Origin of the sequence: Tenacibaculum sp. MEBiC06402 (genome assembly GCF_049239625.1) — a bacterium.
In the GTDB taxonomy this organism is placed as follows: domain Bacteria; phylum Bacteroidota; class Bacteroidia; order Flavobacteriales; family Flavobacteriaceae; genus Polaribacter.
Map to the genome: position 1 here is coordinate 186,997 of NZ_JBMKKT010000104.1, position 25,297 is coordinate 212,293.

Sequence of the window (25,297 nt, forward strand, 5' to 3'; positions counted from 1 at the left end):
ATGATTAATCTTTCTTTTTAAACTTCTCAATTAAAAATACATTACCGAATAACATCGTAAAAGCATAACCAATGTCCTCTACAGGAATGGTTAACAAACGGATTCCTAAATTTTCATCATTATTATACCAAACAACTGGTTCTTCCAATCCAGTTCCTGTTAAGATTCCATTAACTATGAAAAACGGAATTAATATGATTAAGAATGCAATGTAAAAACGTCTTAAATACTCTAGTCCATAAAATAGACTAATAACTAATAAGACAATTAGAAAACAATAATTAACTGTAGTATAGGCTTTACCCCAATTGAAAAATAAAATAGGAATTAATGTACAGATAACAGTGACTGTTATTGCACGTGTAATATCCTTAGGTATTAAAAAATTGGGTTTAAAATACTCAAGTGAATAATGAATGAAAATACTTGCATAAGGAATACAAAAAAAGAACATCCACTCTTCTATTGGCATTCCAAATAGTAAATAAGGTAAGTGATAATCTGGGTTAAAACCCCAAACACCATTCTTTGTAAAAATAGCATCCCATATTAAAAATACTGAAGCAACTATCGTTAGAGATAATAAAACAGCTTTCCAGTGCTTTATAAAACGCATATTCTTTTCGAAAGAATACAATAAAGGAATGCTTAAGGAACCTAAATTAAGAAGTAAGTATAGGTATACCACTATTTTAAATATTCTTTAAAGTATTTCATAGGAACATATAACATTCCAAAACACTCACTTTCGTGTTTACCCATGTTTTTATGGTGAATTTTATGAGCTTTTCTTAATGCTCTAAAATACCAGTTATCGGTTTTATCAAACCACTTAAACCTTCTGTGAATTAACACATCGTGAATTAAAAAATATGCTATTCCGTAGCATAAAATTCCTAAACCTATGAAAAATAAAAAATTTAATTCAGGACGAATTCCAAAGAAGAATAACAACATACTTGGAATGGCAAAAACCACGAAAAATGCATCATTTTTTTCAAATACATGTGGATAACCAGGTTGATGATGATCTTCATGTAAATACCAACCAAAACCATGCATAACATATTTATGAGTACACCATGTAACTCCTTCCATTAAAATAAATGTACCTAACGTAACTAAAGCAAATACGACCATTAAATAAGGTTTAATTTATACTTAACATAACTTCTTGCCAACAAATTTATCTTCATTGGATTAGAAATCCTAATTCTTGTATCCATAATTTTCGAAGATGGAGTGGCTTTTAACTTATTCAATAACTTTTTGTAATATCTATAAGCCATATACACTCCGAATTTAGCCTCTACAGGAAGCTGTAAGATTCCATTTGAAAAAGCAAATTCAAAATCAGCTTCGATATCTTTAACAATCTCCTCCTTCGATTTATTATCTAGTTCTTGGAAATTTACATTTGGAAAATATGACCTGTTTAATAGTTCCACATCATCTTTTAAATCTCTTAGGAAATTAACTTTTTGAAAAGCAGATCCCAAACGCATTGCGGCTTCTTTTAATTTATTATATTTCTCTTCATCTCCTTTTACGAAAACACGCAAACACATTAAACCAACAACATCCGCTGAACCATAAATATATTGAGCGTACTCTTCTTCTGTTTTGTATTCAGTTTTAGATAAATCTGCTCGCATGCTACCCAGAAAAGCCTGAACCAAATCATCTGTAATATTATTCGCTTTTACAGTATGTATAAATGAGTTTAAAATCGGATTCAAACTAATCCCTTGATGAAGGGACAAATAATAATCTTTCTCGAATCGATTCAATAAACCCTCTTTATCATACTCATGGAAAGTATCAACTATTTCATCTGCAAAACGGACAAAACCATAAATATTGTAAATATGTTCTCTTATTGATTTAGATAGCATTCTCGTTGCTAATGAAAATGATGTACTATAACTTGTAGTTACAAGTTTGCTACACTTGTAAGAAACATTATCAAAAATAGTTTTCATGAAAGGGAAGTTTTTAGAATTAAGTCTGATGCTATTTTACCTGAGATTAATGATGGAGGAACACCCGGTCCTGGAACCGTTAATTGTCCAGTGAAATATAAATTTTTCACTTTTTTACTTTTAATTTTTGGTCTTAAGAAAGCGGTTTGGGTTAAAATATTTGCCAATCCGTATGCATTTCCTTTAAAAGAGTTATAATCCTTAACAAAATCATTTACGCAGTAACTCTCTTTAAAGATAATATTTTCTTTGACATTTTGGCCTGTTAATCTTTCTAATCTTTCAATTATTATATTAAAATACTTTTCTCTCAGTGCGTCTGTGTCTTCTAGTCCAGGAGCTAACGGAATTAAAAACGTTGCTGCTTCTTTCCCTCCCGGAGCTAAGGCGTCATCAGTAATACTAGGGAAACTTGCATAAAACAGAGGCTTTTCAGGCCACGTAATTGTATCGTAAATAGATTCAGCGTGCATATCAAAATCCGTATCAAAAAATAACGTATGATGTTCTACATTTTTTAGCTTCTTATCAAAACCAACATAAAAAAGTAATGAAGAGGGCGCAAATACTCTTTTATTCCAATAATTATTTGAGTATTGCCTGTAGACTTCAGGTAATAGTGTTTCTGTATGTGCATAATCGGCACCACTTAAAACTAAATTAGTTTCTAATCTTTTACCATTTATTACTATCGCCTCAACTTTATCAGCATCATCAACAATAATTTCTTCTACATTCGCATTTGCTACAAAATTAACGCCCAGTTGCTCTGCTAACTTCACCATACCTTCAACAACTTTGTACATTCCCCCTTTAGGATGCCAAGTACCTAGGCCAAAATCCGCGTAATTCATAAAATTGTAAAAAGCTGGAGTATTACTTGGTTTTGCACCTAAGAATAATACCGGAAATTCCAATATTTGAATTAGTTTATCACTTTTAATTCGCTTTCTTACTTGCTTACGGATGGTTGAAAAAAATTGACCTACTCTTAATGCTGTTTTCGGGGTTACAAGTTCTAATGGCGAAACTCCAGGCCTGTAAACAATATCTTTAACGGCAATATCATAATTATCTTTTGCCGCCTTGATAAACTTTTTAAGATGCTTTGAACTACCCTTTTCCTCTTTTTCAAATATTTCACAAATTTCTTCAAAATTGCCAGGTATAGTTATACTGTCATGTTCATCAAAATAAACTTGATAAGCAGGGTCTAATTTTTCAAGTTGATAGTAGTCGGAAGGCTTTTTACCAAAATCAGCAAAGAATTTTTCGAAAACGTCAGGCATCCAATACCAAGTAGGTCCCATATCAAAGGTAAAACCATTGTTTAGGTATTGACTTGCTCGCCCACCAAATGTATTATTCTTTTCAAAAACAGTTACTTCATATCCAGCTTTAGCCATGTAACTAGCTGCTGCTAGAGATGAAAAACCTGAACCAATTATAGATATTTTATTATTCAAAAGGTTAATTTTTATTGTTTAAAAGTATTAAAAAAAAACCAATTGTTTAATATTTTTAACGAATATTTAAACAAAAATATTAAAACTTTTCAAGCATCTCAATCACAGAAGTATATAAGGTGATATCTGAGTCAAATTTATATTTTTTTGCCTCTTCTGCCTTTTTTCCTACAGCAATTAACTTGTGGTCAGTTCCTTTGAGAATTTCGTCAATTTCGTTAAAGTAATCCTGAAGCTTGTCATCGTAGGGCTTAACTGTCATAGAAGTAATGAAACAAACCTTTAGTTCTCCATCGAAAAAGTAATTTAAATTATCTAACGGTAAACTTTGACCTAAGTATATCGTTTGACAACCTCTCAATACCAATTCATAATTTAAGTACATTAGACCAATTTCATGTATTTCACCATCAGGTAAAAACAACACGTATGTGAAGTCTTCATTGGTAGCAGCATACTCTAATTTTTCCGTATTTAATTGAATCTTTTGTATAATCAAGTTGGAAATGAAATGCTCATGTGCTGGCATTAAAGTATTGGTTTGCCACAATAAACCAATATGATTTAAGAATGGTAAAAATACTTCCTTAAAAATCTGTCTAAAGGTTTTTTTGTGAAGTAATTTGTTATAGGTATTATTAAATAGAACTTTATCAAACTGAAACATCGCCATTTTAAAGGCATTAATAGCTTCGTCATTTACAGCATATTTGAACGCTAACTCTCTAGCATTCGTGATAATTTGCTCTTCGGACATTTCAGCTATTTTGGATATTTTATAATTGTGTTTGTTTAATAATGCAACATTCAACAACTTTAATAGGCTGTCAGAAGAATAATAACGAATATTTGTATCTGTTCGATTTGGCTCTAATAAACTATACCTCTTTTCCCATATACGTATGGTATGTGCCTTGATTCCAGATATATTCTCAAGGTCTTTAATAGTAAAAACTGTCTTTATATTGTTCAACTTTACAAGGCTTTTATTAAACAAAGATAATAAATTTCTCGCTTTTCAATAAATTTTAATTGTTAATATGTAACATTTTATATATTCGGCCTACTTATTGTTTAAACTAACTAGAGCAAATTGTGTCAGAAAGTCTTGAAGACAGGTTTTTAAATGATTTTGAATCAAATCAAAATATAGTTCATAAAATTTGTAGAATTTATACTACAAATTCAAGTGATCATAATGATTTGTTCCAAGAAATAACTATCCAAGTTTGGAAGAATTACGCCAAATTTAGAGGTGATGCTAAATTTAGTACTTGGATGTATAGAGTTGCTTTAAATACCGCGATTTCTTTATATAGAAAGTCAACAAAAACTGTAAAAACTCAAGATTTTACAGACGTAGCTTTTAAAATAAAAGCTACTGATTATGACGACACTGAGGAAAAACAACTGAAAGCATTGTACCAGGCAATTCAGAAGTTAAATGATATTGATAAAGCCTTAGTATTTCTGTATTTAGAAGATAAATCGTATCGAGATATATCAGAAACATTAGGAATAAGTGAAGTTAATGCTCGTGTTAAAATGAATAGAGCAAAGGATAAATTAAAAAAAATACTAAACCCATAACTATATGGATTTATTGGATAAGTATAAAAAGGCATGGGAAAACCAGTCAGAGGATGAGCAAAAAGTATCTAAAGTAGATATTTACAGGATGACCAAATTACGATCTTCATCAATTGTAAAGTGGATTTTTATAATTGGTTTAATGGAATTTTTACTTTGGAGTGTTTTAAACATTATGATATCTAAAACAAAATATTTGGATATCTATGAAGACTTAAATATGCTGACTCTTCTTAATTACACCTATTATTTCAACCTAGTTGTAATCATTGTTTTTCTATATCTCTTTTACAAAAACTATACTTCTATTAACACTACAGATAATACAAAGAGTTTAATGAGTAAGATTATTAAGACTCGAAAAACGGTAAAATACTACATGTACTATAATATTATTGGAGGTGTTTTACTTATGATTATCTTCAATTTAATAATAATAAATACCCCAAATGGTATCGAAATAATAATGCCTAATGAAGCTGCTAAGTTTTCAGACAAGTCAGAACTAATTTCTGTATTCCTGATATCTCAAGCCATTGTTATTTTACTGATGATTGGAATCTTAGTGGTGTTTTATTATTTACTTTATGGAATTTTACTTCGTAAATTAAACAAAAACTACAAAGATTTAGCGAAATTAGATGAGTAATGAAGAAAGCTCTTTCACTTCTTTTTCTATTAACTACTTTCGTCGGAATCAGTCAAGAAGATAATGACTCTAAATTTTGGGATCATGTCAGATATGGTGGTGGTGTTGGTCTTACTTTTGGAAATAACATAACCAATATTGCTGTTTTTCCATCTGCTATTTATGATTTTAATAAAACATTTTCCTTGGGAATAAATTTAGGATATCAGTATGCCAAAAGAAACGACGTAAAATCTAATGTATTTAGCACTGGGATACTCGGCCTCATAAATCCAATTTATGAAGCTCAACTTTCCGTTGAGTTCGAACAATTATTTGTGAACAGTACCTTTGGAGATATAAAAGAAAACTACAACTATCCTGCTTTATATTTTGGTGCAGCTTATCAAGTTTCCAATGGAATTGCCATAGGATTACGATACGACGTACTTTATAATAGTCGTAGAAGTATTTACGCATCCGCCTTCTCTCCTATTCTAAGAATATTTTTTTAGAAGTTTTTCAACTCAGTTAGTAATTTTTCGTGCATTACATCTGTATAATCCAAATGGGTAACGATACGAATTTTTCCTTCTCCCATAGGAATCATTAATATTCCCTTACTTTTCATCACATCGATAAACTCCATCGGATTAATATCATCTTTCACATAAAAAATAACGATATTAGTTTCTACTGGCTCAACTTTCTTTACAAAATTTAGCTGCTGTAAAACTTTCTCGATTTCTTTAGCCTTTTGATGATCTTCTGCTAATCTTTCAACATGATTATCTAGAGCATAATTAGCCGCTTCAGCCAAATATCCAACCTGACGCATCGCACCTCCAAATAGTTTTCTAATTCGTAAAGCTTTTTCCATGTGTTCTTTACTTCCTACTAAAATAGAACCAATTGGTGCTCCCAAACCTTTTGAAAGACAAATAGAAATCGTATCGAACAATTCTCCATACTGCTTAGGAGTTTCATTTTTAGCTACTAGAGCATTAAAAAGTCTTGCTCCATCCAAATGATAAGCCAAATTAAATACACGAGAAACTTTTTCAATCCTTTTTAACTCTTCAAAATCCCAACAAGCACCTCCACCTTTATTTGTTGTGTTTTCTATACAAACTAATCTGGAATACGGCACATGAATATCAGATCTTCCTTCAGCAGCATATCTTAGTTGTTCTGCGGTAAACATTCCTCTATCTCCATCAATTAATTTACAAGTAACTCCAGCATTAAACGCGGCTCCTCCACCTTCATAATTATACACATGTGCCCATTTATCACAAAACAATTTATCTCCAGGCTGTGTATGTAACTTAATAGCTGTTTGATTCGCCATTGTTCCTGACGGAAAAAATAACGCATCTTCCATACCGAACATATCCGCTACTTTTTCTTGTAACATATTAACCGTAGGGTCACCTTTAAAAACATCATCTCCCACTTTTGCATTCATCATTGCTTTTAGCATTCCCTCAGTTGGTTTCGTAACAGTATCACTTATTAAGTTTATTTCCATTTTTAAGTATGTTTATAAAGTGTATTTTTGCAAATATGATTACACATGAACAGCTAAAAAATATCGCTGAACGCGTTGCCAAGTTAAAAGGTTATTTAGAGATTGACAAGAAATTAATTGAAATTTCGAATGAAGAAGAAAAAACTGCTGATCCTGATTTTTGGAATGACCCAAAAGAAGCTGAAAGCTTGATGAAATCGTTACGTTTAAAGAAAAAATGGGTAAATGATTACAATGAAATCGTTGCTATGAGTGAAGATTTAAACGTCTTATACGATTTTTACAAGGAAGGTGATGTTGATGAAAACGAAATCTCTGAACAATTCGAAAAAACGAATTCCTTTTTAGAAGATATTGAGTTTAAAAATATGCTTTCTGAAGAAGGTGATAGTTTAAGTGCTGTTATTCAAATTACTGCAGGTGCTGGAGGAACAGAAAGTTGCGATTGGACAGAAATGTTAATGCGTATGTACACCATGTGGGCAGAAAAACAAGGTTTTAAATTAAAAACTTTAAATTATCAAAGTGGTGATACAGCCGGTGTAAAAACAGTAACTATTGAAGTTGATGGAGATTTTGCCTTTGGATGGTTAAAAGGTGAAAACGGAGTGCATCGTTTAGTTCGTATTTCTCCTTTTGATAGCAATGCAAAACGTCATACTTCGTTCTCGTCGGTTTATGTTTATCCTGTTGCAGATGATTCAATAGAAATTGAAATTAATCCAGCGGATATTGAAATTACGACTGCAAGATCTAGTGGTGCCGGTGGACAAAATGTAAATAAAGTAGAAACTAAAGTTCAGTTATTACACAAACCAACAGGTATTCAAATTCAATGTTCAAATTCGAGATCTCAACATGATAACAGAGCTACGGCTTTGCAAATGTTAAAATCTCAACTTTATGAAATTGAACTACAAAAAAGACAAGCAGCAAGAGCTGATATTGAAGCAAATAAAATGAAAAATGAATGGGGAAGTCAAATTAGAAACTACGTAATGCATCCTTATAAACTTGTAAAAGATGTTAGAACAGCTCACGAAACTGGAAATGTTGATGCTGTAATGGACGGAAATATTAATCCGTTTTTAAAAGCTTATTTAATGATGATGGGACAGAAAGAAAGCTAAAGTCTAAAGTCTAAAGTCTAAAGTCTAAAGATAAAATTTATATTAAAAAACATGATAAAAATATACCACAATCCTAGATGCTCTAAGTCTAGACAAGGATTAGCTATTTTAGAAGAAAGCGGAAAAGAATTTAAAACAGTTAAATATTTAGAGGATACTTTAAACGAAAAAGAATTATCTGAAATAATTGACCTTTTGAATATCTCACCTATTGATTTAGTGAGAAAAAATGAAAAAATTTGGAAAGAAAATTTTAAAGGAAAAGATTTATCAGATAGCGATATTATAAAAGCTATGGTGGAAAATCCAAAATTAATTGAAAGACCAATTGTTGTAAATAATAATAAAGCTGTTGTTGGTAGACCTCCTGAGACCATTAAAGAAATCATTTAATTTTATCTCTGTAAATGGAATTTGATAAGAAAAAGCATTGGGAAAAAGTATACGAGACTAAAAGTCCTAACGAAGTTAGTTGGACTCAAGAAATTCCTAAAACATCTTTAGAATTTATATCTTCAATTCCTTTTGATAAAAAAACTAGTATTATTGATATTGGCGGCGGTGATAGCAAACTGGTTGATTTTTTATTAGAAAAAGGGTTTGAAGATATAACAGTTCTTGATATATCTGAAAAGTCTCTCGAGAAAGCGAAAAAAAGACTCGGTAATAAAGCTGATAAAGTAAACTGGATTGTATCTGATATCCTTGAATTCAAACCGGAAAGGACTTACTCGATTTGGCACGATAGAGCTGTATTTCATTTCATAACTGAAGACAAAGATGTGGCGAATTATATAGAAAAAGTTACTACAGCTGCAGAAAAACTCCTTGTAATTGGAACTTTTTCAGAGGACGGTCCTTTAAAATGTAGTGGATTAGAGATTAAACAATACAATGAAAACAGCCTTACAGCCCTATTTCAGAATAATTTCATAAAAAAGGACTGTAAGTATGAAAATCATGTAACTCCCTTTAACACTGAACAAAACTTTTTGTTTTGTAGTTTTAAAAAAAGATAAATCCCATGAATAATTAGTATTCGTTTCTAATCTTCTTGGTATAATAATTTTGATTTCGTTCTTCCATAATAATATATGTATATGTAACACATCATAATTAGTACAAAAGCTAATTTAAATCCTAAATTATCAACCAACATTCCATATAATGGTGGAATAACCGCTCCTCCAAAAATAGCCGTACACAACACTCCTGAAGCTTGAGGTTTCAAATCATCCAATCCTTCTAAACTTAATGAAAAAATAGTTGGGAACATGATCGAATTAAACAACCCAACCGCTAAAATAGCCCACATTGACATTAATCCCGTGGTTGAAACGGAAATTATAATCATTAAAATTGCTAGAGAAGCAAATAGACCTAGCACTTTTACAGGAGATAAGATCTTAGTTAAATAGGCTCCAACAAAACGACCAATCATCGCTCCTCCCCAATAGAATACTACAAACACACCTAATAAAGATTTAGGATCAGAATTGGTAAAAGTCTTATTGAATAAAGTAGCAATTGTATTCGCTATTGACATCATCGTTTCATTTGAAGAAATCAATGGAGCCAAGTTCATATCCATAAAATAATTTACTAAGAAACTTCCAATAGCAACTTCGGCACCAACATATACAAAAATTGCGATTGTACCCATTACTAAAGATTTTTTTCCCAGCAAGGCTTTATAACCTTCACTTGGTATTCTTTCCATCACTTTAGGTAGTTTTACAAAAACGAATATTATTGCTAATAACGCTACAAAAATTGCTATACCTAAAAATGGAGACTGTACCGCTGAAGCTTCAGAAATAAAATAAGCCTCTTTTTCAGTTGCAGTTAAACTTGCAATTTCTTCTTTAGATTTAACTTTATCACTTAATATCAACATTGCTCCAATGGCAGGGGCAATTGTTGTTCCTAAAGAATTGAATGCCTGAGATAAATTCAATCTACTACTTGCTCCTTCCTCAGAACCTAAAACTGCTACATAAGGATTTGCAGCAACTTGGAGTATTGTCATACCTCCCGCTAATACGAAATAAGCTAACATAAAAATTCCGAAAACTCTATACGAAGCTGCAGGATAAAACAACAAACAACCCAGGGCCATTGTTGCTAATCCCAATACAATTCCTCGTTTATACCCAATTTTCGCTAAAATGTTACCTGCTGGAATAGATAATAAAAAATAGGCTCCAAAAAAGGCGAACTGGACCAAAGCTGCTTTACCATAAGATAAAGTAAATACTTCTTTTAATCTTGGAATTAACGAATCAACTAATACCGTGATAAATCCCCAAAGGAAAAATAACGATGTTAAAAAAATAAAAGCCGTTCTGTACGATTTATTGGTTGTTGTCATTTGAATTATTTGGTCTTTAGATAAAAATCTGATTTTATATTTTTTGTTTCTCCGTTCTTAAATATGTTATAACTAAACCATTCATGAATAGAATAACTTCCTACTTCACCTTTTTTGTTTAGTGCAATATAACACACTTGAAAATCTTTATAATTACTATTTGGTTTACTTACAATTCTACGAATTGCTTCCTCACAAGCTTCTTGTGGTGATTTTCCTTGCCTCATTAATTCAACAATTAGAAAACTACCGACAGTTTTTAAAACTTCTTCTCCCAAACCAGTTGCAACAGCTCCACCAACTTCATTATCTATAAATAAACCTGAACCAATGATTGGGGAATCTCCAATTCTTCCTGCCATTTTATAAGCCAATCCACTTGTGGTACAAGCTCCAGAAATATTACCTTCAGCATCTAAAGCTAACATTCCAATGGTATCATGGTTTTCGATGTTTATAATTGGTTTGTATTCAGATTTTATTTTCCATTCTTCCCAAGCTTTCTTAGAATCTTCTGTTAACAAATCTTCCTTTACAAAACCATTAGCCTGGGCAAACTTTTCAGCTCCGTCTCCAGCTAAAATGGCGTGAGGTGTTTCTTCCATCACCTTCCTCGCTAAAGAAATTACGTGCTTTATGTTTTTTACTCCAACTACAGCTCCGTAATCACCCTTTTCGTTCATAACACAAGCATCTAATGTAACATCTCCATCTCTATCTGGTACCCCCCCTATTCCAACAGTTTGATTCTTAGGGTTAGCTTCCTCCTTTTTACAACCTTCAACAACTGCATCTAACGCTGAACCACCATTTTTTAAAACTGCTGCTGCCGCATTAATTGCATCTGGAAAATTCCAAGTTCCGATGGCAATAGGTGTGACTTTAGTTGAACTTTCAACTTTCTTTAATCCAGTTTTTGAATCTGACTTTTCGTTATTACAGCCATAAAAACCGAGCATCGAAAGCAAACATAGATTAAATACGAGTATACTTTTTATAATTTTTCTTCCTTTCATTCTATTATTTTATCATTATTTCATCAATAAAAATCCATGAACGGCCATCGTGTGGATAGCCTAAATGCCACTCAGGTAATTTCCCAAGTTTCTTTGCAACTATTTTTACATATCTATATGATCTTGATGGTTGTTTGAAGTGGATATTTTTAATACTAACATTCTCTACAGGCTTATTTGCGTCAATTTTTCTAGGACTATAATCAATAGGAATATAATTTACTCCATCATTTGACATAAAACATGCAACTTCAGTAGGTAAGAAAATCCAACTTCTTTGATCTTCCAAAAAATTAATAGAAACCATGTTAACTAGTTTAGATTTCCCTAAATCAACAATTGCTTCAACATCTTCATTCCAGTATCCTTGCCATGTTCCTGTTCTAAAATCTTCTGTTCCTAAAATTCCATCAATTAAGGCATTATCTCCACCTGCATTGTATTGATTTGCATACTTCGTTTTTAATTCGATTTTTATATTCGGGTCAATTTTATAGAAATTAGTAGTTATAATCGAACTTTTAATATCTCCTTTTTGAGAATAAACTTTCAGTGTTGACTTTTCTTCAATGGTAAATGAACTCTTATATTCTATAAATTCATTACTGTTTAATGAGTAAAATGTCTTCACATCTTTTTCTACGTTTGACAGCACAACTTCGGTATTTCCTTTAAAAGCAACTTCTCCTTTTTCAATAAAAGGTGCAGGAACTATTACATGATCATCAATACTTGTTATAGGAAGTTCTTCTTCTTTTGTTCCCCAATCTGAAGGTGAATTTGTCATTTCAAAAACTAAAGATCCTCCATTAATAATTTCTTCATGACTGATATAGGTTCTGTTCAACGATTCTCCATTTAAGAATGCTTCTTTTATATAAATATTATCATTATTAAGATTCTTAGCTTGAATGGTAAATATTTTTCCATTTTCTAAATTGATTGAAGCTTTATCAAACAAAGGTTTTCCTATGATATATTGGTTTGATCCTGGAGTTACTGGATAAAATCCTAAAGAACTAAAAATATACCAAGCACTCATTTGTCCACAATCTTCATTTCCTGAAATTCCATCTGGTGAATTTGTATACTGTTCAGTTAAAATTTGTTGAATCTTTTCCTGAGTTTTATGAGGTTTTCCAACAAAATTGTACAAATATGCCATGTGGTGACTTGGTTCATTTCCATGTGCATATTGACCGATTAACCCTGTAATATCAACTTGATGACGACCTGAAGTTTCCGCTTCAGCTTTAAATAGTGTATCTAAATTCTTTTCTAAAACAGACTTCCCTCCTAGCAACTTCATATATCCTGAAATATCTTGAGGAACATAATTACTATACTGCCAAGCATTGGCTTCTGTATAATTAAAGTTTACTTCATAAGGATCAAATGTAGCAAACCAAGTATTTCTAAATCGACCTCTCATAAATTGAGACTTCGGATCAAAAATATTCTTGTAATTCTGAGCTCTTTCTATGTACGTCTTATAATCATCAGACTTATTCATTGCTTTTGCCATTTGAGCAATCGTCCAATCATCATATGCATATTCTAAAGTTTTAGAAACCGATTCACTTTCTTTCTCCACAGGAATATACCCAAGACTTTTATACGATTCTAATCCAAGCTTATCTCTAGTTGCAGAATGTTTCATGGCTTGCAATGCTTTCTCGGTATCATATCCTTGAATTCCTTTCAAATAAGCATCAGCAATTACTGGAACTGCATGATAACCAATCATACAGCCAGTATAATTTGCAGATAAATCCCAAATTGGCATAATCCCTCCTTCATCATACTTTGCCAAAAAAGTATTGATAAAATCATTTGTTCGTTCTTGTTCAATAATTGTATACAAAGGATGTGTAGCTCTGTATGTATCCCAAAGTGAGAAAACAGTGTAGTAATCAAAATCTTTAGTTTCATGAATTTTTAAATCCATTCCTCTGTATCTTCCATCAACATCTTGATATTTGTTTGGAGCAATCATTGCGTGATACATACTTGTAAAGAAATTAGTCTTATAATCTTCATTATTACTTTCTACAACAATTTTCTCTAATTGTTTTGTCCAAGCTTGTTGTGCATCATTCTTAACTTCTTCAAAAGACTTATTACCTATTTCTTGATCTAAATTATTTTTAGCTCCTTCAATATCTACTGCAGAAATTCCAATTTTTACATAAACTGGTTCGTTATTTGGGTTTTCAAAAACAAACCCAGCAATTTGTTCTCTATTCTTCGGAACTGGATGATCTAGTTTGTCTTGAATTGAATGCGAAAATTTAATATAGAAGAATAATTTCTGATTGGTAGCCCATGCTTTTGAAAATCGATATCCAGAAATTTCTTTATCAGAGATCATATTAATAACTCCTCCCAATAATTCATCACGATGAATTAAATCGAGAATTACCACTTGGTTTTCACTAGAGGGAAACTGATATTTATGCACTCCACTTCGTTCTGACACTGTTAGTTCAATATCAATATTGGTATCATCTAAATGAACTTTATAATAACCTGCCTCTGCGATTTCTTTATCATGAGTAAACTTTGAACGATAGCCTGGCTTTCCATCTGCACCATTATTGAAAACAATATCGTTTGTCGGCATTAATAAAATATCACCATAATCAGACACTCCAGTTCCACTTAGATGTGTATGAGAAAAACCATAGATATATTCATCAGAATAATGATACCCAGAACATCCATCCCATCCATCTAATCGAGTATCTGGACTTAATTGCATCATTCCAAATGGCATTGTAGCTCCAGGATAAGTATGTCCGTGACCACCTGTTCCTATAAATGGATTTACATAAGAAATTAAAGGCTTTGAAATTTTTGCGGGAGTAATTGTTTCTTGTTTACAATTAGATATTAATAATCCTATTAAGAAAAGGAATATTGTTTTAAGCTTCATTTGGTTTAGATTCTTATTTTTAGATTTCTAATATACTAAAATGAAAATTTTAAAATACTTCCTACCGCTTTTATTAATATTTGTTCAATGCAAAAAAGAACAAAAATTAGCTCTTGAACCAGCAGTTATGCCAATACCAGCATATCAAGAAATTAAAAATGGTTCTTTTATTCTTTCTAATGAAACCTATATTTCAGGTGATGACAGCCTATTAAAAGTAATTGATTATTTCAAATCCTATTTAGAAAGTAATCTTCATATAAAACCGAATACTAGTTCTGAAAAAAATTCTATCATTTTTATAATAGATAACGCAATAAAGAACAACGAAGAATATCATTTATCAATAACGGAAAAAGACATTCAAATAAAGTCCAAAACTCCTAAAGGAGCTTTTTATGGAGTTCAAACATTACTTCAGTTGCTTCCTTCAAAAAGCGATTCTCAAGAAATTTCGATACAATGTTTAGAAATTAAAGATAAACCACAATTTTCTTATCGAGGAATGCATTTAGACGTTGCCAGACATATGTTTCCTGTTTCATTTATTAAAAAATATATTGATGTTATTGCTTCTTTAAAATACAATACTTTTCATTGGCATTTAACTGAGGATCAAGGTTGGAGAATTGAAATAAAAAAATATCCTAAACTACAAGAGATTGCAGCATATAGAGAAGAAACATTAATTGGACACTATAATGACCAACCACAGAAATATGATGGAAAAAGATATGGAGGTTATTATACACAAGAAGAAATAAAGGAAATTGTACAATATGCATCAGAACGATTTGTAGATATTATCCCTGAAATAGAAATGCCTGGACACTCTCAGGCAGCAATTGCAGCTTATCCAGAACTAGGATGCACCGGTGACAGTATTAAAGTAGCTACAAAATGGGGAGTATTTGAAGAAGTGTATTGTCCGACAGAAACAACTTTTAAATTTTTGGAAGATGTAATTGACGAAGTAATTGAGTTATTTCCGAGTAAATATATTCATATTGGTGGTGATGAAGCTCCAAAAACGAGATGGAAAAACTCAAAATTTTGTCAACAATTAATCAAGGAAAAAAACTTAAAAGATGAACATGGGTTGCAAAGCTACTTTATCAAAAGAATGGAAAAGTATATCAACTCAAAAGGAAAACAAATTATTGGTTGGGATGAAATTTTAGAAGGAGGGTTAGCCCCGAATGCCACAGTAATGTCTTGGAGAGGAACTGAAGGAGCTGTTAAAGCAGCAAAAGAACATCATAATGTAATCATGACACCTACTTCTCATTGTTATTTTGATTATTATCAGTCCGAAAATGAAAACGAACCTCTAGCTATTGGTGGTTTTTTACCACTTGAAAAAGTATATAGTTTTAATCCGATTCCTGTAGAGTTAACTATAGAAGAATCTAAATACGTTTTAGGAGCTCAAGGAAATGTCTGGACAGAGTACATGAAAACTCCTGAAAAAGTGGAATACATGACTTTTCCAAGAGCAGTTGCACTTGCAGAAGTTCTTTGGTCTAAACCCAAACATAGAAATTTTGAAGATTTTAAAAACAGACTTGAAATTTTCCACGAACAATTAAAAAGTAAAAAAGTCAACTTTGCGAATCATTTACATGAGATAAGCGGAAAATTATCTAAAAATGAAAAAGATGGACTTGAATATTCATTAAAATCTTCCTCAAGAAAATCCGTTGTTCGTTTTACTTTAGACGGAACAAGTCCATCAGTAAACTCCGAGATTTATAAAAAACCAATTTTAATTGAGAAGACTACGAATATTAAAGCTGCCAGCTTTGATAATCAAATTCAAGTAAGTTCTTTATTTACCACGAAAGTTAATTTACATAAAGCTGTCGGAAAGAATATTAGTTTAAATGTTAATCCCCATCGCTCTTATAATGCTGGAGGCAAACAAGCTCTAATTAATGGAATTTCAGGAAGTAATAAACGATATGGCGATAAAGAGTGGTTAGGTTTCTCTGGAGATGATGTAAAAATTACCATTGATTTAGATTCTATAACACCTATAAAAAATATCAAAATGCGTTTCCATAATGGAAATGGACAATGGATTTATGCTCCTAAAAAAATTAAAATTGATTTTTCCTCTGATTGTAATATAAAAGAGAAACCTGATTTCATAAATATAAAAAATAGAGATTCATTAATGGTTAATGTAAATATAAAATTTAAAGATCTTAAAGCCTCAAAAGTATTTATTGAAATTCCAAACTATGGAATCATTCCAGAAGGAAGACAAGGCGCTGGTTTTAAAGCTTGGACTTTTATTGATGAAATAATTATTGAATAATGAAATTAGAAATTTGTGCAAATTCATATCAATCTGCTTTAAATGCTGAACAAGCTGGAGCTCATCGAATAGAATTGTGTTCTGAATTAAATTCTGGTGGAATTACGCCTTCTTATGGATTAATTCAAAAGGTGATTTCGGAACTATCTATAGAAACCTTTGTTTTAATTCGACCAAGAAGCGGAAATTTTGTGTACTCCGAAGCCGAATTCGATATTATGAAACAAGACATTATTAAATGTAAATCATTAGGTGTAAATGGGATTGTTTCAGGTGTATTAATGCAGGATAATACAATTGACGTAGAAAGAACTAAAGAATTGATTTCAATAGCTTATCCGCTTCCTTTTGCGTTTCATAGAGCTTTTGATTTAGTTAAGAATCCAATAGAAGGAATACAACAGTTAATTGAGTTAAAAGTAGATCGAATATTAACTTCTGGTCAACAGAACAAAGCTTTAGAAGGAATAACTTTATTGCAAAAATTAAATCAGCAATTTGGTAATCAGATAATCATCTTACCTGGATCTGGAATAAACTCGAAAAACGTTACTGATTTCAAAAAAGCTGGTTTTTCAGAAGTTCATGCTTCGGCTTCAATTATAATTCAAGAAAGTACTGCTTTGAATTTTGACGAAATACCTCAAACGGTTTCTGACTTAAAAGAAATAAAGAGAATTTTAAATGTTATAACTTCTTCACAAAATTCTTATTGATCAAAAATGTCATTACTGAAGAGATATTTTACCGTCATTGCGAATGAAGTATAACGAAATGAAGCAATCTGCAAATCAAAAGTGAGGTTACTTCGTCGTTAGCTCCTCGTAATGACGTATTATTATAATTTGAACATTCTTGAAAAATTATTCAGAACTCTTAAATAAAAAGGACTTTAAAAATCCTAATCCGTAACCATAAAATTGAGTAAGTGTGGTTACAATACTTAAATAAGCAACTTTGAAACTTTTATTCTGAGCCAATGAATCAAAGAAAAGTAAGATGAAATAAGCTAGGTAGAATAATAACAATTTAGAGTAGCCAAAAAACAACAAAATTATGCCTAAATCTAACCCTAAAATAAAAACACTTGGAAACCAATAGGTAATTTTTTTTGTACTTGGAAATCTTCTATTTAATTCTGGACGCGCTGTTCCAAAGGAAAAGGTTTGTTTGAAAAATTGTTTGATACTTGTTCTTCTCTTGTGATACACATAAGCATCAGAAATTAATTGAGTGTCGTATCCTTCGTTCCATAATCGAAAAGATAAATCAATGTCCTCTCCTACTTTGTAATGATTAAACCCCTTCGTTTTATCAAAAGCTTCTTTGGAAATTCCCATATTGAAACTTCTCGGTTGAAATTTACCAACACTTTTCTTTTTTCCTCGAATTCCTCCTGTAGTAAAAACAGAAGTCATAGAATAATTAATTGCTTTTTGCAAAGGAGTAAAACTCTCATGAGCTTTATCCGGACCACCAAAAGCATCCGTAAAATTATGTGTCAAAGCATTCTTTACACTACTCAAATAAGTATTTGGTAAAATAACATCAGAATCTAGAATAATGAAATAGTTACCAGTTGCCTTTTCCATTCCAAAATTACGCGACATTCCAGCACCTGAATTCTCCTTGTAATAATACTTAATGTTTAGGCTTGAAGAATACTTTTTAACTATTCCCTCAGAAGAATTATCAGAACCATCTTCCACAATTATAATTTCATAAGCATCACTAAAATCTTGTTTAGTAAAGCTTTCTAGCAATTCATCGATTTCATTTGGACGATTATATACTGGAATAATTATGGAAAAATTTAATTTCATTTAAGCTAATACTGACGCGTTTATTTCTTTTACTATCCCATCCCAAAGCTGAATCCTCTTTCGAAGCGCTTCTTTGGCATAAAACAGCACATCATCCCATTTTTGTTGGTCATTGCCACATAATTCTTCTATCATTTCTAATGATAAAGGTCCATGTTCATCTCCATCCAATTCAATGTGTCTATTTAAGTAATATATTAATTTACTATAATTGGTATTTTTCTCTTCCTCTGTATTCTTAACAATTTCAATAAACATATCAGGAATTACATCTTCTCTACCAAATGTAAATACAGATCCAATTAAATGTGGTTCTCTGGTATTTATAACATCAAAAGTGAATTTTACAAAGTCCAAAACTTCTTTAGATACTTCACTTTTGGTTAATGCGTTTTCAATACTCGTTCCGTCATATACTTCAGAAATAAAATTAGCTATAGCTGAAGTACTCGCTCCGACTTGCTTCATTGCGTCTACATACATCTCGAAATGACTTCTAGGCTCGCCTAATTCATTTACATCTGTTTCCTCTCCTAATACAATTTCATTTATAAAACGAGCTGTTTTTGTATTTACTTTAGGAAACCAAGGTAATGTTGTACAGGTTAACTCTTGTTGTAAAGCCTTTAACAACGACATGAAATCCCAAACAGCGAATACATGAGATTCCATAAAAGTTTTTACATCATCAATATTTTTAAGAGATGTATATAACTCATGTTGATTTAATTCTTTTCTCAGTCCTTCTAATTCTTTTTCTATGAACGAAATGTTACTCATAAATACTATAAATAAATATCTTAAATAATATTTTAAATCGTCATTCTGAATTTATTTCAGAATCTTATCATTATAAAATATCAAGCAAGATGAGATACTGAAACTCCCGAATCTTCGAGACAGTTTGACAATTATTAAAATATAATCAATAAAAAATGCAAATCTAAAGATTTGCATTCTTGTATTTTGATTCTTTTAATAAGAAAAATTTATTCTTCCGTAAATCTTTCCATTACTGCATCACTCACTCCCATGTTGGAGAATCCTCCATCGTGGAATAAGTTTTGTAATGTAACTTTTTTCGTTAAATCTGAGAATAATGAAATTGTATAATCTGCACATTCTAATGCTGTAGCGTTTCCTAATGGAGACATTTTTTCTGCATACGCTAAGAATCCGTCAAACCCCTTAACTCCACTACCTGCAGTTGTTACCGTTGGTGATTGTGAAATTGTATTTACACGAACTTTATGATCTCTTCCGAAGAAATAACCAAAACTACGTGCAATAGATTCTAAATACGCTTTATTATCAGCCATATCATTATAATCTGGGAAAACTCTTTGAGCTGCCATATACGTTAAAGCAACAATACTTCCCCATTCATTCATAGCTTGCTTGTTATATAAAACGTTCATTGTTTTATGAAAAGATACAGCAGATACATCCCAACCTTTAGTTGTAAAATCATACTTAGGATCTGTATAATGTTTTCCTTTACGAACGTTAACAGACATTCCGATTGAATGTAAAACAAAGTCTAGTTTACCACCTAAAATTTCCATAGATTTTTCAACTAAGTTCGTTAAATCTTCCATAGAAGTCGCATCAGCAGGAATAACTTGCGATCCAGTTTTCTCAGCTAATTCATTTAATTGTCCCATTCTAAGAGCAATTGGTGCATTAGTTAATACAAACTCAGCTCCTTCTTCATGAGCTCTTTCTGCAACTTTCCAAGCAATAGAATTCTCATCTAAAGCTCCGAAAATAATTCCTTTCTTACCTTTTAATAAGTTATACATGTTTTAGTGTTTATTTTCCTATTGGTTAATTAATTTTAAGCGTTGCATCAGGCTCATTTTTCTTTTTACCCTATTTACAGACGCGTATATCGAGTCTAACGTTTTGTTGTTTAGTGTTTCTCCGATAGCCAATTTATAATGTTTGTGAGCACTCATTAAATCTTTTTTTAATTCAAATGCTTGTCCCATTTTATTATAAATAGTTGATTTATCTACAACAGAACTATTTATGACTTTGTTGCCAAATGTAATCATTTCATCATTAAGATTCATATCAATTAACAAATATGCATAATTACTGTAAGCCGCATGATAATCTGGCGCGAACTTAATGGCTAATTCTAAATGTTTCTTTGCTTTTGGATAGTTATTAAACTTCAAGTTATATAACCATCCTAAATGATTGTGAGCTCTTCCGTAATCTGGAAACTCTTCTAATAAATCATACAATCTTTCTTTGGCCTCAACAATTTGGTTCTCATCAATCATTTGATCTGCCTCGAAAAATAAATCCTCCGCTCTGTTATCACTCATAACCTTTTAATTTAATAGTTCCTTTGCATGGGTCAATGCACTTTCTGAAATATCCTTTCCACTTAACATTTCAGCAATTTCAACGACTCTTTCATCTGTTGAAAGCAATTTTAAATTGGATGCTGTAACACCATTTTTATCTTCTTTAAATACTTTATAATGCGATTTTCCTTTTGAGGCGATTTGAGGTAAATGCGTTATTGCTATTACCTGCATATATTGACTCATTTGTTGCATTATGTTGGCTATTTTATTAGAAACTTCACCCGAAACTCCCGTATCAATTTCATCAAAAATAATGGTTGGTAGTTTTGTGTTTTCTGAAAGAATTTTCTTTATGGAAAGCATAATTCTAGATAATTCTCCTCCAGAAGCAACCTTCTTTAATTCACCAAAATTCCCTCCTTTATTTGCTGAAAACAAAAATGCTAAATCGTCCTTTCCATTAGATAAATAATTTTCTGAAGGCGTAATTTCAATAGAAAAACTCGCATTTGGCATTCCTAATTCAGATAGTAAAAACTCTAATTCTTTCTTAAGTTTAGGAATCGATTTATTTCTTTGGTTTGAAATTAACATAGCAACTTCATCCAACTTCTTAGCAACCTCATCAACTTCTTGTTGTTTTTTATCAATTATTTCTGAAGCATTCTCAACTCCACTAACTTTCTCGGCTAATTGCTGGTGGATGCTTGCTAATTCTTCTAAAGATGAGACTTGATGCTTTTTTTGTAAAGAATAAATTAATTGTAATCGTTCATTTACAATCTCTAGTTCGTTTGGATTAAATTCTATTGACTCATTTGAACGTTCTAATTCATCAGCAACATCATCTAACTCTATTTTAATACTAGCAACTCTATTATATAATTCTTCATATTCTTTAGAGAACGTACTTATTTTTTGGAGCGTATTTTGTAGAGAATATAACAAGTTTTGCGCACCGACCTCTTCGCTCACTGTAATCTGAAGAGCTTCAGAAAGATTAACCTTAATATCTTCAACATTGTTTAAAACATCAAGTTTAGCTTCTAAATCTTGTTGTTCGTTTTCTTTTAAATCAGCCTCTTCTAATTCTTTAAATAAATGTAAATTATACTCGTATTGCTGGTTTTCGCTCTCTTGGTTTTCTTTTAACAATCGAAGCTCTTTTAAAAGCTTATTGTACTTTTTTAAACCTCGTTTATAGGAAGCTACTCGTTTATCATTTTTTGCTAGTGCATCAATTACAGAGAATTGAAATAAAGTATCAGAAATTTGTAATGTTTGATGCTGAGAATGAATATCGACCAATTTCGATTTTAATTCACTTAACGAACTTAAGTTTACTGGTGTATCGTTTACAAAAGCCCTTGATTTACCAGAAGGCAAAATTTCTCTTCTGATGATAGTTTTATCCTCATAATCCAAATCATTTGCTTCAAAAAAGTCTTGAAGTACATATGCTGTTAAATCAAATTCGGCTTCAATTATACATTTAGATTCATTATTCTTTAAAGAACCAAGGTCTGCTCTATTACCAAGAACTAGTCCTAAAGCTCCTAAAAGAATTGATTTTCCTGAACCTGTTTCTCCTGTAATAATAGACAATCCATCAGAAAAATTGATAGATAACTCATCTATTAAGGCGTAATTTTGTATGGATAAATGATGTAACAAAAGCTATCTTTTATAGCCCGTAAAAATAAGGAATTTTAAAAAAATAAAAGAAGAAATTAATAAGCTCTCTAGTTAAAACATACTTAAAGCTTTATTTCTTTCCACTTACTATTTTGTGTAGGTGCAACTCGCTCTAAGATTTCTTTTAATTTCGGCTCGTAACCTGTAGTTTTACCAGTAGAAAAGATGTTAACAATCTCATCCGACTTGGCATCCAAAAAAACACGAATCATATAGTTTCCCACAGTAATATTGAATAATTTCTCCAAATCCATAACACTTTGTGCAATGGCTTTTTTGGCATCAATTTCTTTTTCGATAAAATTATCCATACCTTTTCTATGATAATCGTAATAAATAGACCTTAAGGTACTGAACTTCGATGATAATAAATTATCAATTAACGTAAATCTGTTTTGAGCTCCAACTTCATTTTGCCAAGCTGCATCACCACTTTGTTGAGCCTGTAACATAACATTTTGAGCTAGTTTTAAATAATTCTCTCCTCCTTTTAACGCAAAAGAATCGGCATCGATTCCGATAATTGTATATACATAAAACACAATTACTGAAACCAAGTTAGAATCAAAACTATTTGGATTAAATATCAACGGCTCAAACTCGTTATATTGAAAACTAAAACTAGTATCGTTTATATTAAGTAAGGTAGTTTCATAAGAAGCATTATAAACTGGTCTTGCAGATTGAACTTGAATACTTCCCTTGAAGTTATTCCCATTTTGTTCGTTAATAATGATCGTAAATGCACAATTTATTCGTTCTTGTGGAAGCACTTTCTTATTCGTCCATCTTGTTTGGTTGATAAACTCCGTTATAGACTGCTCTAAAGTTGAAAAAACCTGTTTGTTAGTACTTTGTACACGGTCTGCATTAACAACAACAACAGCATTTAATTCTTCTTGAGAAAAGATTGGATTTATACATCCAATTGAAAGCAAAATAAGAAAGATAATTTTACGCATTAATTCTTGAAATAATTTCGTTAATAATATCAACAGCTACCTCCCTCTTCGATTTTAGAGAATAAACTGTTTCATTGAAATCAGAATCAATAATAGTAATTTTATTTGTATCACCAGCAAAACCAGCTCCTTTATCTCGGAGAGAATTCAAAACAATAAGATCTAAATTTTTTCCTTCGATTTTCTTTTTAGCGTTTGAAACTTCGTCATTTGTTTCTAACGCAAATCCCACTAAAAATTGATTCTTTTTCGCTGCTCCTAAAGATTTTAAAATATCTTGTGTAGGTTCAAGCTCTATTACTAACGAAGCATCTTTCTTTTTTATTTTTTTATCAGCAACATTTTTTGGGCGATAATCTGCAACGGCAGCTGATAATATTGCAATATCAACATCTTTATAATATTCATGGCAGGCATTATACATTTGTTCCGCTGATTTTACATCAATTCTATGAATCAATGAATGCTTTACAGTTTGATGTGAAGGTCCTGAAACAAGAAAAACTTCAGCTCCTAAACTGGCTGCTGCTTTTGCTATTTCAAATCCCATTTTACCAGAGGAATGATTCCCAATAAAACGAACTGGATCAATTGCTTCATATGTTGGTCCAGCTGTTAATAAGAGCTTTTTGCCTTTAAGAGGTAATTTTGATAAGATGTCATTAGTAATAAAATCAACGATATCCTCAGGTTCTGCCATTCTTCCTTCACCAACCAAACCACTAGCCAATTCACCAGAAGTTGCTGGAATCATAATATTCCCAAAACTTTGTAATTTCTCTAAACTATTTTTTGTAGAGGCATGTTTGTACATGTCTAAATCCATAGCAGGTGCAAAATAAACTGGACATTTAGCTGACAAATAGGTTGCTAGTAATAAATTATCACAAACGCCATTGGTCATTTTTGATAATGTATTAGCTGTTGTAGGGGCGATTAACATAATATCTGCCCAAAGACCTAATTCAACATGATTATTCCAAAGTTCATTTTCATCTTCTTGATCATAAAAAGCAGAATGAACTGGGTTTTTGGAAAGTGTAGAAAGTGTTAGAGGTGTTATAAAATCTTTAGACGCAGGAGTCATAATTACTTTGACTTCTGCGCCTGATTTTATAAATAAACGTACTAAACTAGCGGTTTTATATGCTGCAATTCCAGCTGTTATACCTAATAGTACTTTTTTTCCTTGAAGTACAGACATTTATTTGTTGTCTGGAGATCTATGATAAACTCTTTCGTTTAACCATTCTTCAACAGCAATAGCCGTTGGTTTCGGTAAACGCTCATAAAATTTAGAAACTTCAATTTGCTCTTTATTTTCGAAAACTTCTTCTAGACTATCATTGTAAGTAGCAAATTCATCAAGCTTATCAACTAATTCTTTCTTTAGGTCAGAATTAATTTGAGTTGCTCTTTTTGCTATAATAGAAATCGCTTCGTAAATGTTATTTGTTGGAGCTTCTATGGCTTCTCTATTGTAAGTTACCGTAGTAGCTGCTGCCTTCGTTTCTTTATAATTCATAT

At 31.4% G+C, this 25,297-nt stretch carries 25 protein-coding genes; 8 read left to right on the top strand and 17 right to left on the bottom strand.

Going from position 1 to position 25,297, the window contains the following annotated elements; genetic code table 11:
- Positions 1 to 4: 4 nt before the first annotated feature.
- From ACOSP6_RS15115 to ACOSP6_RS15135, 5 genes are all read right to left on the bottom strand, one after another.
- The gene (locus tag ACOSP6_RS15115) at positions 5 to 688 is read right to left on the bottom strand and encodes a lycopene cyclase domain-containing protein (protein ID WP_422093884.1); all 684 of its coding nucleotides are present in this window, start codon (positions 686 to 688) and stop codon (positions 5 to 7) included.
- Entirely contained in the window at positions 688 to 1,140 is a 453-nt protein-coding gene (locus tag ACOSP6_RS15120) for a sterol desaturase family protein (protein WP_422093883.1), read from the bottom strand. Before ACOSP6_RS15120 ends, ACOSP6_RS15115 begins: the two co-directional genes overlap by 1 nt.
- Complete coding sequence (locus ACOSP6_RS15125; protein ID WP_422093882.1) at positions 1,140 to 1,982, bottom strand: phytoene/squalene synthase family protein; 843 nt, start codon at positions 1,980 to 1,982, stop codon at positions 1,140 to 1,142. Before ACOSP6_RS15125 ends, ACOSP6_RS15120 begins: the two co-directional genes overlap by 1 nt.
- Entirely contained in the window at positions 1,979 to 3,448 is a 1,470-nt protein-coding gene (locus tag ACOSP6_RS15130) for a phytoene desaturase family protein (protein ID WP_422093881.1), read from the bottom strand. Before ACOSP6_RS15130 ends, ACOSP6_RS15125 begins: the two co-directional genes overlap by 4 nt.
- 79 nt (positions 3,449 to 3,527) lie before the next feature.
- A complete protein-coding gene (locus ACOSP6_RS15135; protein WP_422093880.1) occupies positions 3,528 to 4,421 on the bottom strand; it encodes a MerR family transcriptional regulator in 894 nt (297 codons plus the stop codon).
- Positions 4,422 to 4,543: 122 nt separating this feature from the next.
- Between ACOSP6_RS15135 and ACOSP6_RS15140 the strand changes: the two genes are divergently transcribed.
- Genes ACOSP6_RS15140 through ACOSP6_RS15150 form a run of 3 tightly spaced genes read left to right on the top strand, consistent with a single transcriptional unit; the run spans position 4,544 to position 6,181 of the window.
- Positions 4,544 to 5,038 carry an RNA polymerase sigma factor gene (locus tag ACOSP6_RS15140; RefSeq protein ID WP_422093879.1) on the top strand — a complete coding sequence of 165 codons (495 nt, stop codon included), beginning with the start codon at positions 4,544 to 4,546 and terminating at the stop codon, positions 5,036 to 5,038.
- Positions 5,039 to 5,042: 4 nt separating this feature from the next.
- Entirely contained in the window at positions 5,043 to 5,687 is a 645-nt protein-coding gene (locus ACOSP6_RS15145; RefSeq protein ID WP_422093878.1) for a hypothetical protein, read from the top strand.
- Positions 5,687 to 6,181 carry a hypothetical protein gene (locus tag ACOSP6_RS15150; protein ID WP_422093877.1) on the top strand — a complete coding sequence of 165 codons (495 nt, stop codon included), beginning with the start codon at positions 5,687 to 5,689 and terminating at the stop codon, positions 6,179 to 6,181. Before ACOSP6_RS15145 ends, ACOSP6_RS15150 begins: the two co-directional genes overlap by 1 nt.
- Here the strand turns inward: ACOSP6_RS15150 and ACOSP6_RS15155 are convergent.
- Entirely contained in the window at positions 6,178 to 7,197 is a 1,020-nt protein-coding gene (locus ACOSP6_RS15155; protein WP_422093876.1) for a threonine aldolase family protein, read from the bottom strand. The genes ACOSP6_RS15150 and ACOSP6_RS15155 overlap by 4 nt on opposite strands.
- Before the next feature lie 35 nt (positions 7,198 to 7,232).
- Between ACOSP6_RS15155 and prfB the strand changes: the two genes are divergently transcribed.
- The 3 genes from prfB to ACOSP6_RS15170 are packed head-to-tail and all read left to right on the top strand — an operon-like array spanning position 7,233 to position 9,346.
- Complete coding sequence (prfB, locus tag ACOSP6_RS15160; RefSeq protein WP_422093875.1) at positions 7,233 to 8,327, top strand: peptide chain release factor 2; 1,095 nt, start codon at positions 7,233 to 7,235, stop codon at positions 8,325 to 8,327.
- A 51-nt stretch (positions 8,328 to 8,378) separates the two neighbouring features.
- On the top strand, positions 8,379 to 8,720 hold the full coding sequence (gene arsC / locus ACOSP6_RS15165; RefSeq protein WP_422093874.1) for an arsenate reductase (glutaredoxin): 342 nt from the start codon (positions 8,379 to 8,381) through the stop codon (positions 8,718 to 8,720).
- 14 nt (positions 8,721 to 8,734) lie between these two features.
- Entirely contained in the window at positions 8,735 to 9,346 is a 612-nt protein-coding gene (locus ACOSP6_RS15170; protein ID WP_422093873.1) for a class I SAM-dependent methyltransferase, read from the top strand.
- Between the two features lie 26 nt (positions 9,347 to 9,372).
- On the opposite strand, the gene ACOSP6_RS15175 is transcribed toward ACOSP6_RS15170, so the two are convergent.
- From ACOSP6_RS15175 to ACOSP6_RS15185, 3 genes are read right to left on the bottom strand one after another with little or no spacing between them, the layout of a single operon-like run.
- Entirely contained in the window at positions 9,373 to 10,698 is a 1,326-nt protein-coding gene (locus ACOSP6_RS15175) for a sugar MFS transporter (RefSeq protein ID WP_422093872.1), read from the bottom strand.
- A 5-nt stretch (positions 10,699 to 10,703) separates the two neighbouring features.
- The gene (locus ACOSP6_RS15180) at positions 10,704 to 11,714 is read right to left on the bottom strand and encodes an isoaspartyl peptidase/L-asparaginase family protein (protein ID WP_422093871.1); all 1,011 of its coding nucleotides are present in this window, start codon (positions 11,712 to 11,714) and stop codon (positions 10,704 to 10,706) included.
- Between the two features lie 4 nt (positions 11,715 to 11,718).
- The gene (locus ACOSP6_RS15185) at positions 11,719 to 14,649 is read right to left on the bottom strand and encodes a GH92 family glycosyl hydrolase (RefSeq protein ID WP_422093870.1); all 2,931 of its coding nucleotides are present in this window, start codon (positions 14,647 to 14,649) and stop codon (positions 11,719 to 11,721) included.
- Between the two features lie 40 nt (positions 14,650 to 14,689).
- Between ACOSP6_RS15185 and ACOSP6_RS15190 the strand changes: the two genes are divergently transcribed.
- Positions 14,690 to 16,969 (top strand): beta-N-acetylhexosaminidase, encoded by a 2,280-nt coding sequence (locus ACOSP6_RS15190; RefSeq protein WP_422093869.1) that lies wholly within the window; start codon positions 14,690 to 14,692, stop codon positions 16,967 to 16,969.
- Complete coding sequence (locus ACOSP6_RS15195) at positions 16,969 to 17,685, top strand: copper homeostasis protein CutC (protein WP_422093868.1); 717 nt, start codon at positions 16,969 to 16,971, stop codon at positions 17,683 to 17,685. The genes ACOSP6_RS15190 and ACOSP6_RS15195 overlap by 1 nt, the downstream gene beginning before the upstream one ends.
- Positions 17,686 to 17,832: 147 nt before the next feature.
- On the opposite strand, the gene ACOSP6_RS15200 is transcribed toward ACOSP6_RS15195, so the two are convergent.
- From ACOSP6_RS15200 to ACOSP6_RS15235, 8 genes are all read right to left on the bottom strand, one after another.
- A complete protein-coding gene (locus tag ACOSP6_RS15200; RefSeq protein WP_422093867.1) occupies positions 17,833 to 18,792 on the bottom strand; it encodes a glycosyltransferase in 960 nt (319 codons plus the stop codon).
- Positions 18,793 to 19,572, bottom strand: a complete 780-nt coding sequence (locus ACOSP6_RS15205) for a DUF3050 domain-containing protein (protein WP_422093866.1) — start codon at positions 19,570 to 19,572, stop codon at positions 18,793 to 18,795.
- Between the two features lie 209 nt (positions 19,573 to 19,781).
- The gene (locus ACOSP6_RS15210) at positions 19,782 to 20,594 is read right to left on the bottom strand and encodes an enoyl-ACP reductase FabI (protein WP_348711574.1); all 813 of its coding nucleotides are present in this window, start codon (positions 20,592 to 20,594) and stop codon (positions 19,782 to 19,784) included.
- A gap of 18 nt (positions 20,595 to 20,612) precedes the next feature.
- Entirely contained in the window at positions 20,613 to 21,128 is a 516-nt protein-coding gene (locus ACOSP6_RS15215) for a tetratricopeptide repeat protein (RefSeq protein ID WP_422093865.1), read from the bottom strand.
- 6 nt (positions 21,129 to 21,134) lie between these two features.
- Complete coding sequence (recN, locus tag ACOSP6_RS15220; RefSeq protein ID WP_422093864.1) at positions 21,135 to 22,787, bottom strand: DNA repair protein RecN; 1,653 nt, start codon at positions 22,785 to 22,787, stop codon at positions 21,135 to 21,137.
- A gap of 83 nt (positions 22,788 to 22,870) precedes the next feature.
- Positions 22,871 to 23,770 (bottom strand): DUF4835 family protein, encoded by a 900-nt coding sequence (locus tag ACOSP6_RS15225; RefSeq protein WP_422093863.1) that lies wholly within the window; start codon positions 23,768 to 23,770, stop codon positions 22,871 to 22,873.
- Complete coding sequence (gene coaBC / locus ACOSP6_RS15230; RefSeq protein ID WP_422093862.1) at positions 23,763 to 24,974, bottom strand: bifunctional phosphopantothenoylcysteine decarboxylase/phosphopantothenate--cysteine ligase CoaBC; 1,212 nt, start codon at positions 24,972 to 24,974, stop codon at positions 23,763 to 23,765. The genes ACOSP6_RS15225 and coaBC overlap by 8 nt, the downstream gene beginning before the upstream one ends.
- A complete protein-coding gene (locus ACOSP6_RS15235) occupies positions 24,975 to 25,295 on the bottom strand; it encodes a DNA-directed RNA polymerase subunit omega (RefSeq protein ID WP_422093861.1) in 321 nt (106 codons plus the stop codon).
- Positions 25,296 to 25,297 lie beyond the last annotated feature (2 nt).

Excerpts from the sequence above, each read along its gene's own strand:
- ACOSP6_RS15120 (WP_422093883.1), bottom strand. The coding sequence starts at position 1,140 with ATGGTCGTATTTGCTTTAGTTACGTTAGGTACATTTATTTTAATGGAA.
- ACOSP6_RS15125 (WP_422093882.1), bottom strand. The coding sequence starts at position 1,982 with ATGAAAACTATTTTTGATAATGTTTCTTACAAGTGTAGCAAACTTGTA.
- ACOSP6_RS15145 (WP_422093878.1), top strand. The coding sequence starts at position 5,043 with ATGGATTTATTGGATAAGTATAAAAAGGCATGGGAAAACCAGTCAGAG.
- ACOSP6_RS15150 (WP_422093877.1), top strand. The coding sequence starts at position 5,687 with ATGAAGAAAGCTCTTTCACTTCTTTTTCTATTAACTACTTTCGTCGGA.
- ACOSP6_RS15155 (WP_422093876.1), bottom strand. The coding sequence starts at position 7,197 with ATGGAAATAAACTTAATAAGTGATACTGTTACGAAACCAACTGAGGGA.
- prfB (WP_422093875.1), top strand. The coding sequence starts at position 7,233 with ATGATTACACATGAACAGCTAAAAAATATCGCTGAACGCGTTGCCAAG.
- arsC (WP_422093874.1), top strand. The coding sequence starts at position 8,379 with ATGATAAAAATATACCACAATCCTAGATGCTCTAAGTCTAGACAAGGA.
- ACOSP6_RS15170 (WP_422093873.1), top strand. The coding sequence starts at position 8,735 with ATGGAATTTGATAAGAAAAAGCATTGGGAAAAAGTATACGAGACTAAA.
- ACOSP6_RS15175 (WP_422093872.1), bottom strand. The coding sequence starts at position 10,698 with ATGACAACAACCAATAAATCGTACAGAACGGCTTTTATTTTTTTAACA.
- ACOSP6_RS15180 (WP_422093871.1), bottom strand. The coding sequence starts at position 11,714 with ATGAAAGGAAGAAAAATTATAAAAAGTATACTCGTATTTAATCTATGT.
- ACOSP6_RS15185 (WP_422093870.1), bottom strand. The coding sequence starts at position 14,649 with ATGAAGCTTAAAACAATATTCCTTTTCTTAATAGGATTATTAATATCT.
- ACOSP6_RS15190 (WP_422093869.1), top strand. The coding sequence starts at position 14,690 with ATGAAAATTTTAAAATACTTCCTACCGCTTTTATTAATATTTGTTCAA.
- ACOSP6_RS15195 (WP_422093868.1), top strand. The coding sequence starts at position 16,969 with ATGAAATTAGAAATTTGTGCAAATTCATATCAATCTGCTTTAAATGCT.
- ACOSP6_RS15200 (WP_422093867.1), bottom strand. The coding sequence starts at position 18,792 with ATGAAATTAAATTTTTCCATAATTATTCCAGTATATAATCGTCCAAAT.
- ACOSP6_RS15205 (WP_422093866.1), bottom strand. The coding sequence starts at position 19,572 with ATGAGTAACATTTCGTTCATAGAAAAAGAATTAGAAGGACTGAGAAAA.
- ACOSP6_RS15210 (WP_348711574.1), bottom strand. The coding sequence starts at position 20,594 with ATGTATAACTTATTAAAAGGTAAGAAAGGAATTATTTTCGGAGCTTTA.
- ACOSP6_RS15215 (WP_422093865.1), bottom strand. The coding sequence starts at position 21,128 with ATGAGTGATAACAGAGCGGAGGATTTATTTTTCGAGGCAGATCAAATG.
- ACOSP6_RS15225 (WP_422093863.1), bottom strand. The coding sequence starts at position 23,770 with ATGCGTAAAATTATCTTTCTTATTTTGCTTTCAATTGGATGTATAAAT.
- coaBC (WP_422093862.1), bottom strand. The coding sequence starts at position 24,974 with ATGTCTGTACTTCAAGGAAAAAAAGTACTATTAGGTATAACAGCTGGA.
- ACOSP6_RS15235 (WP_422093861.1), bottom strand. The coding sequence starts at position 25,295 with ATGAATTATAAAGAAACGAAGGCAGCAGCTACTACGGTAACTTACAAT.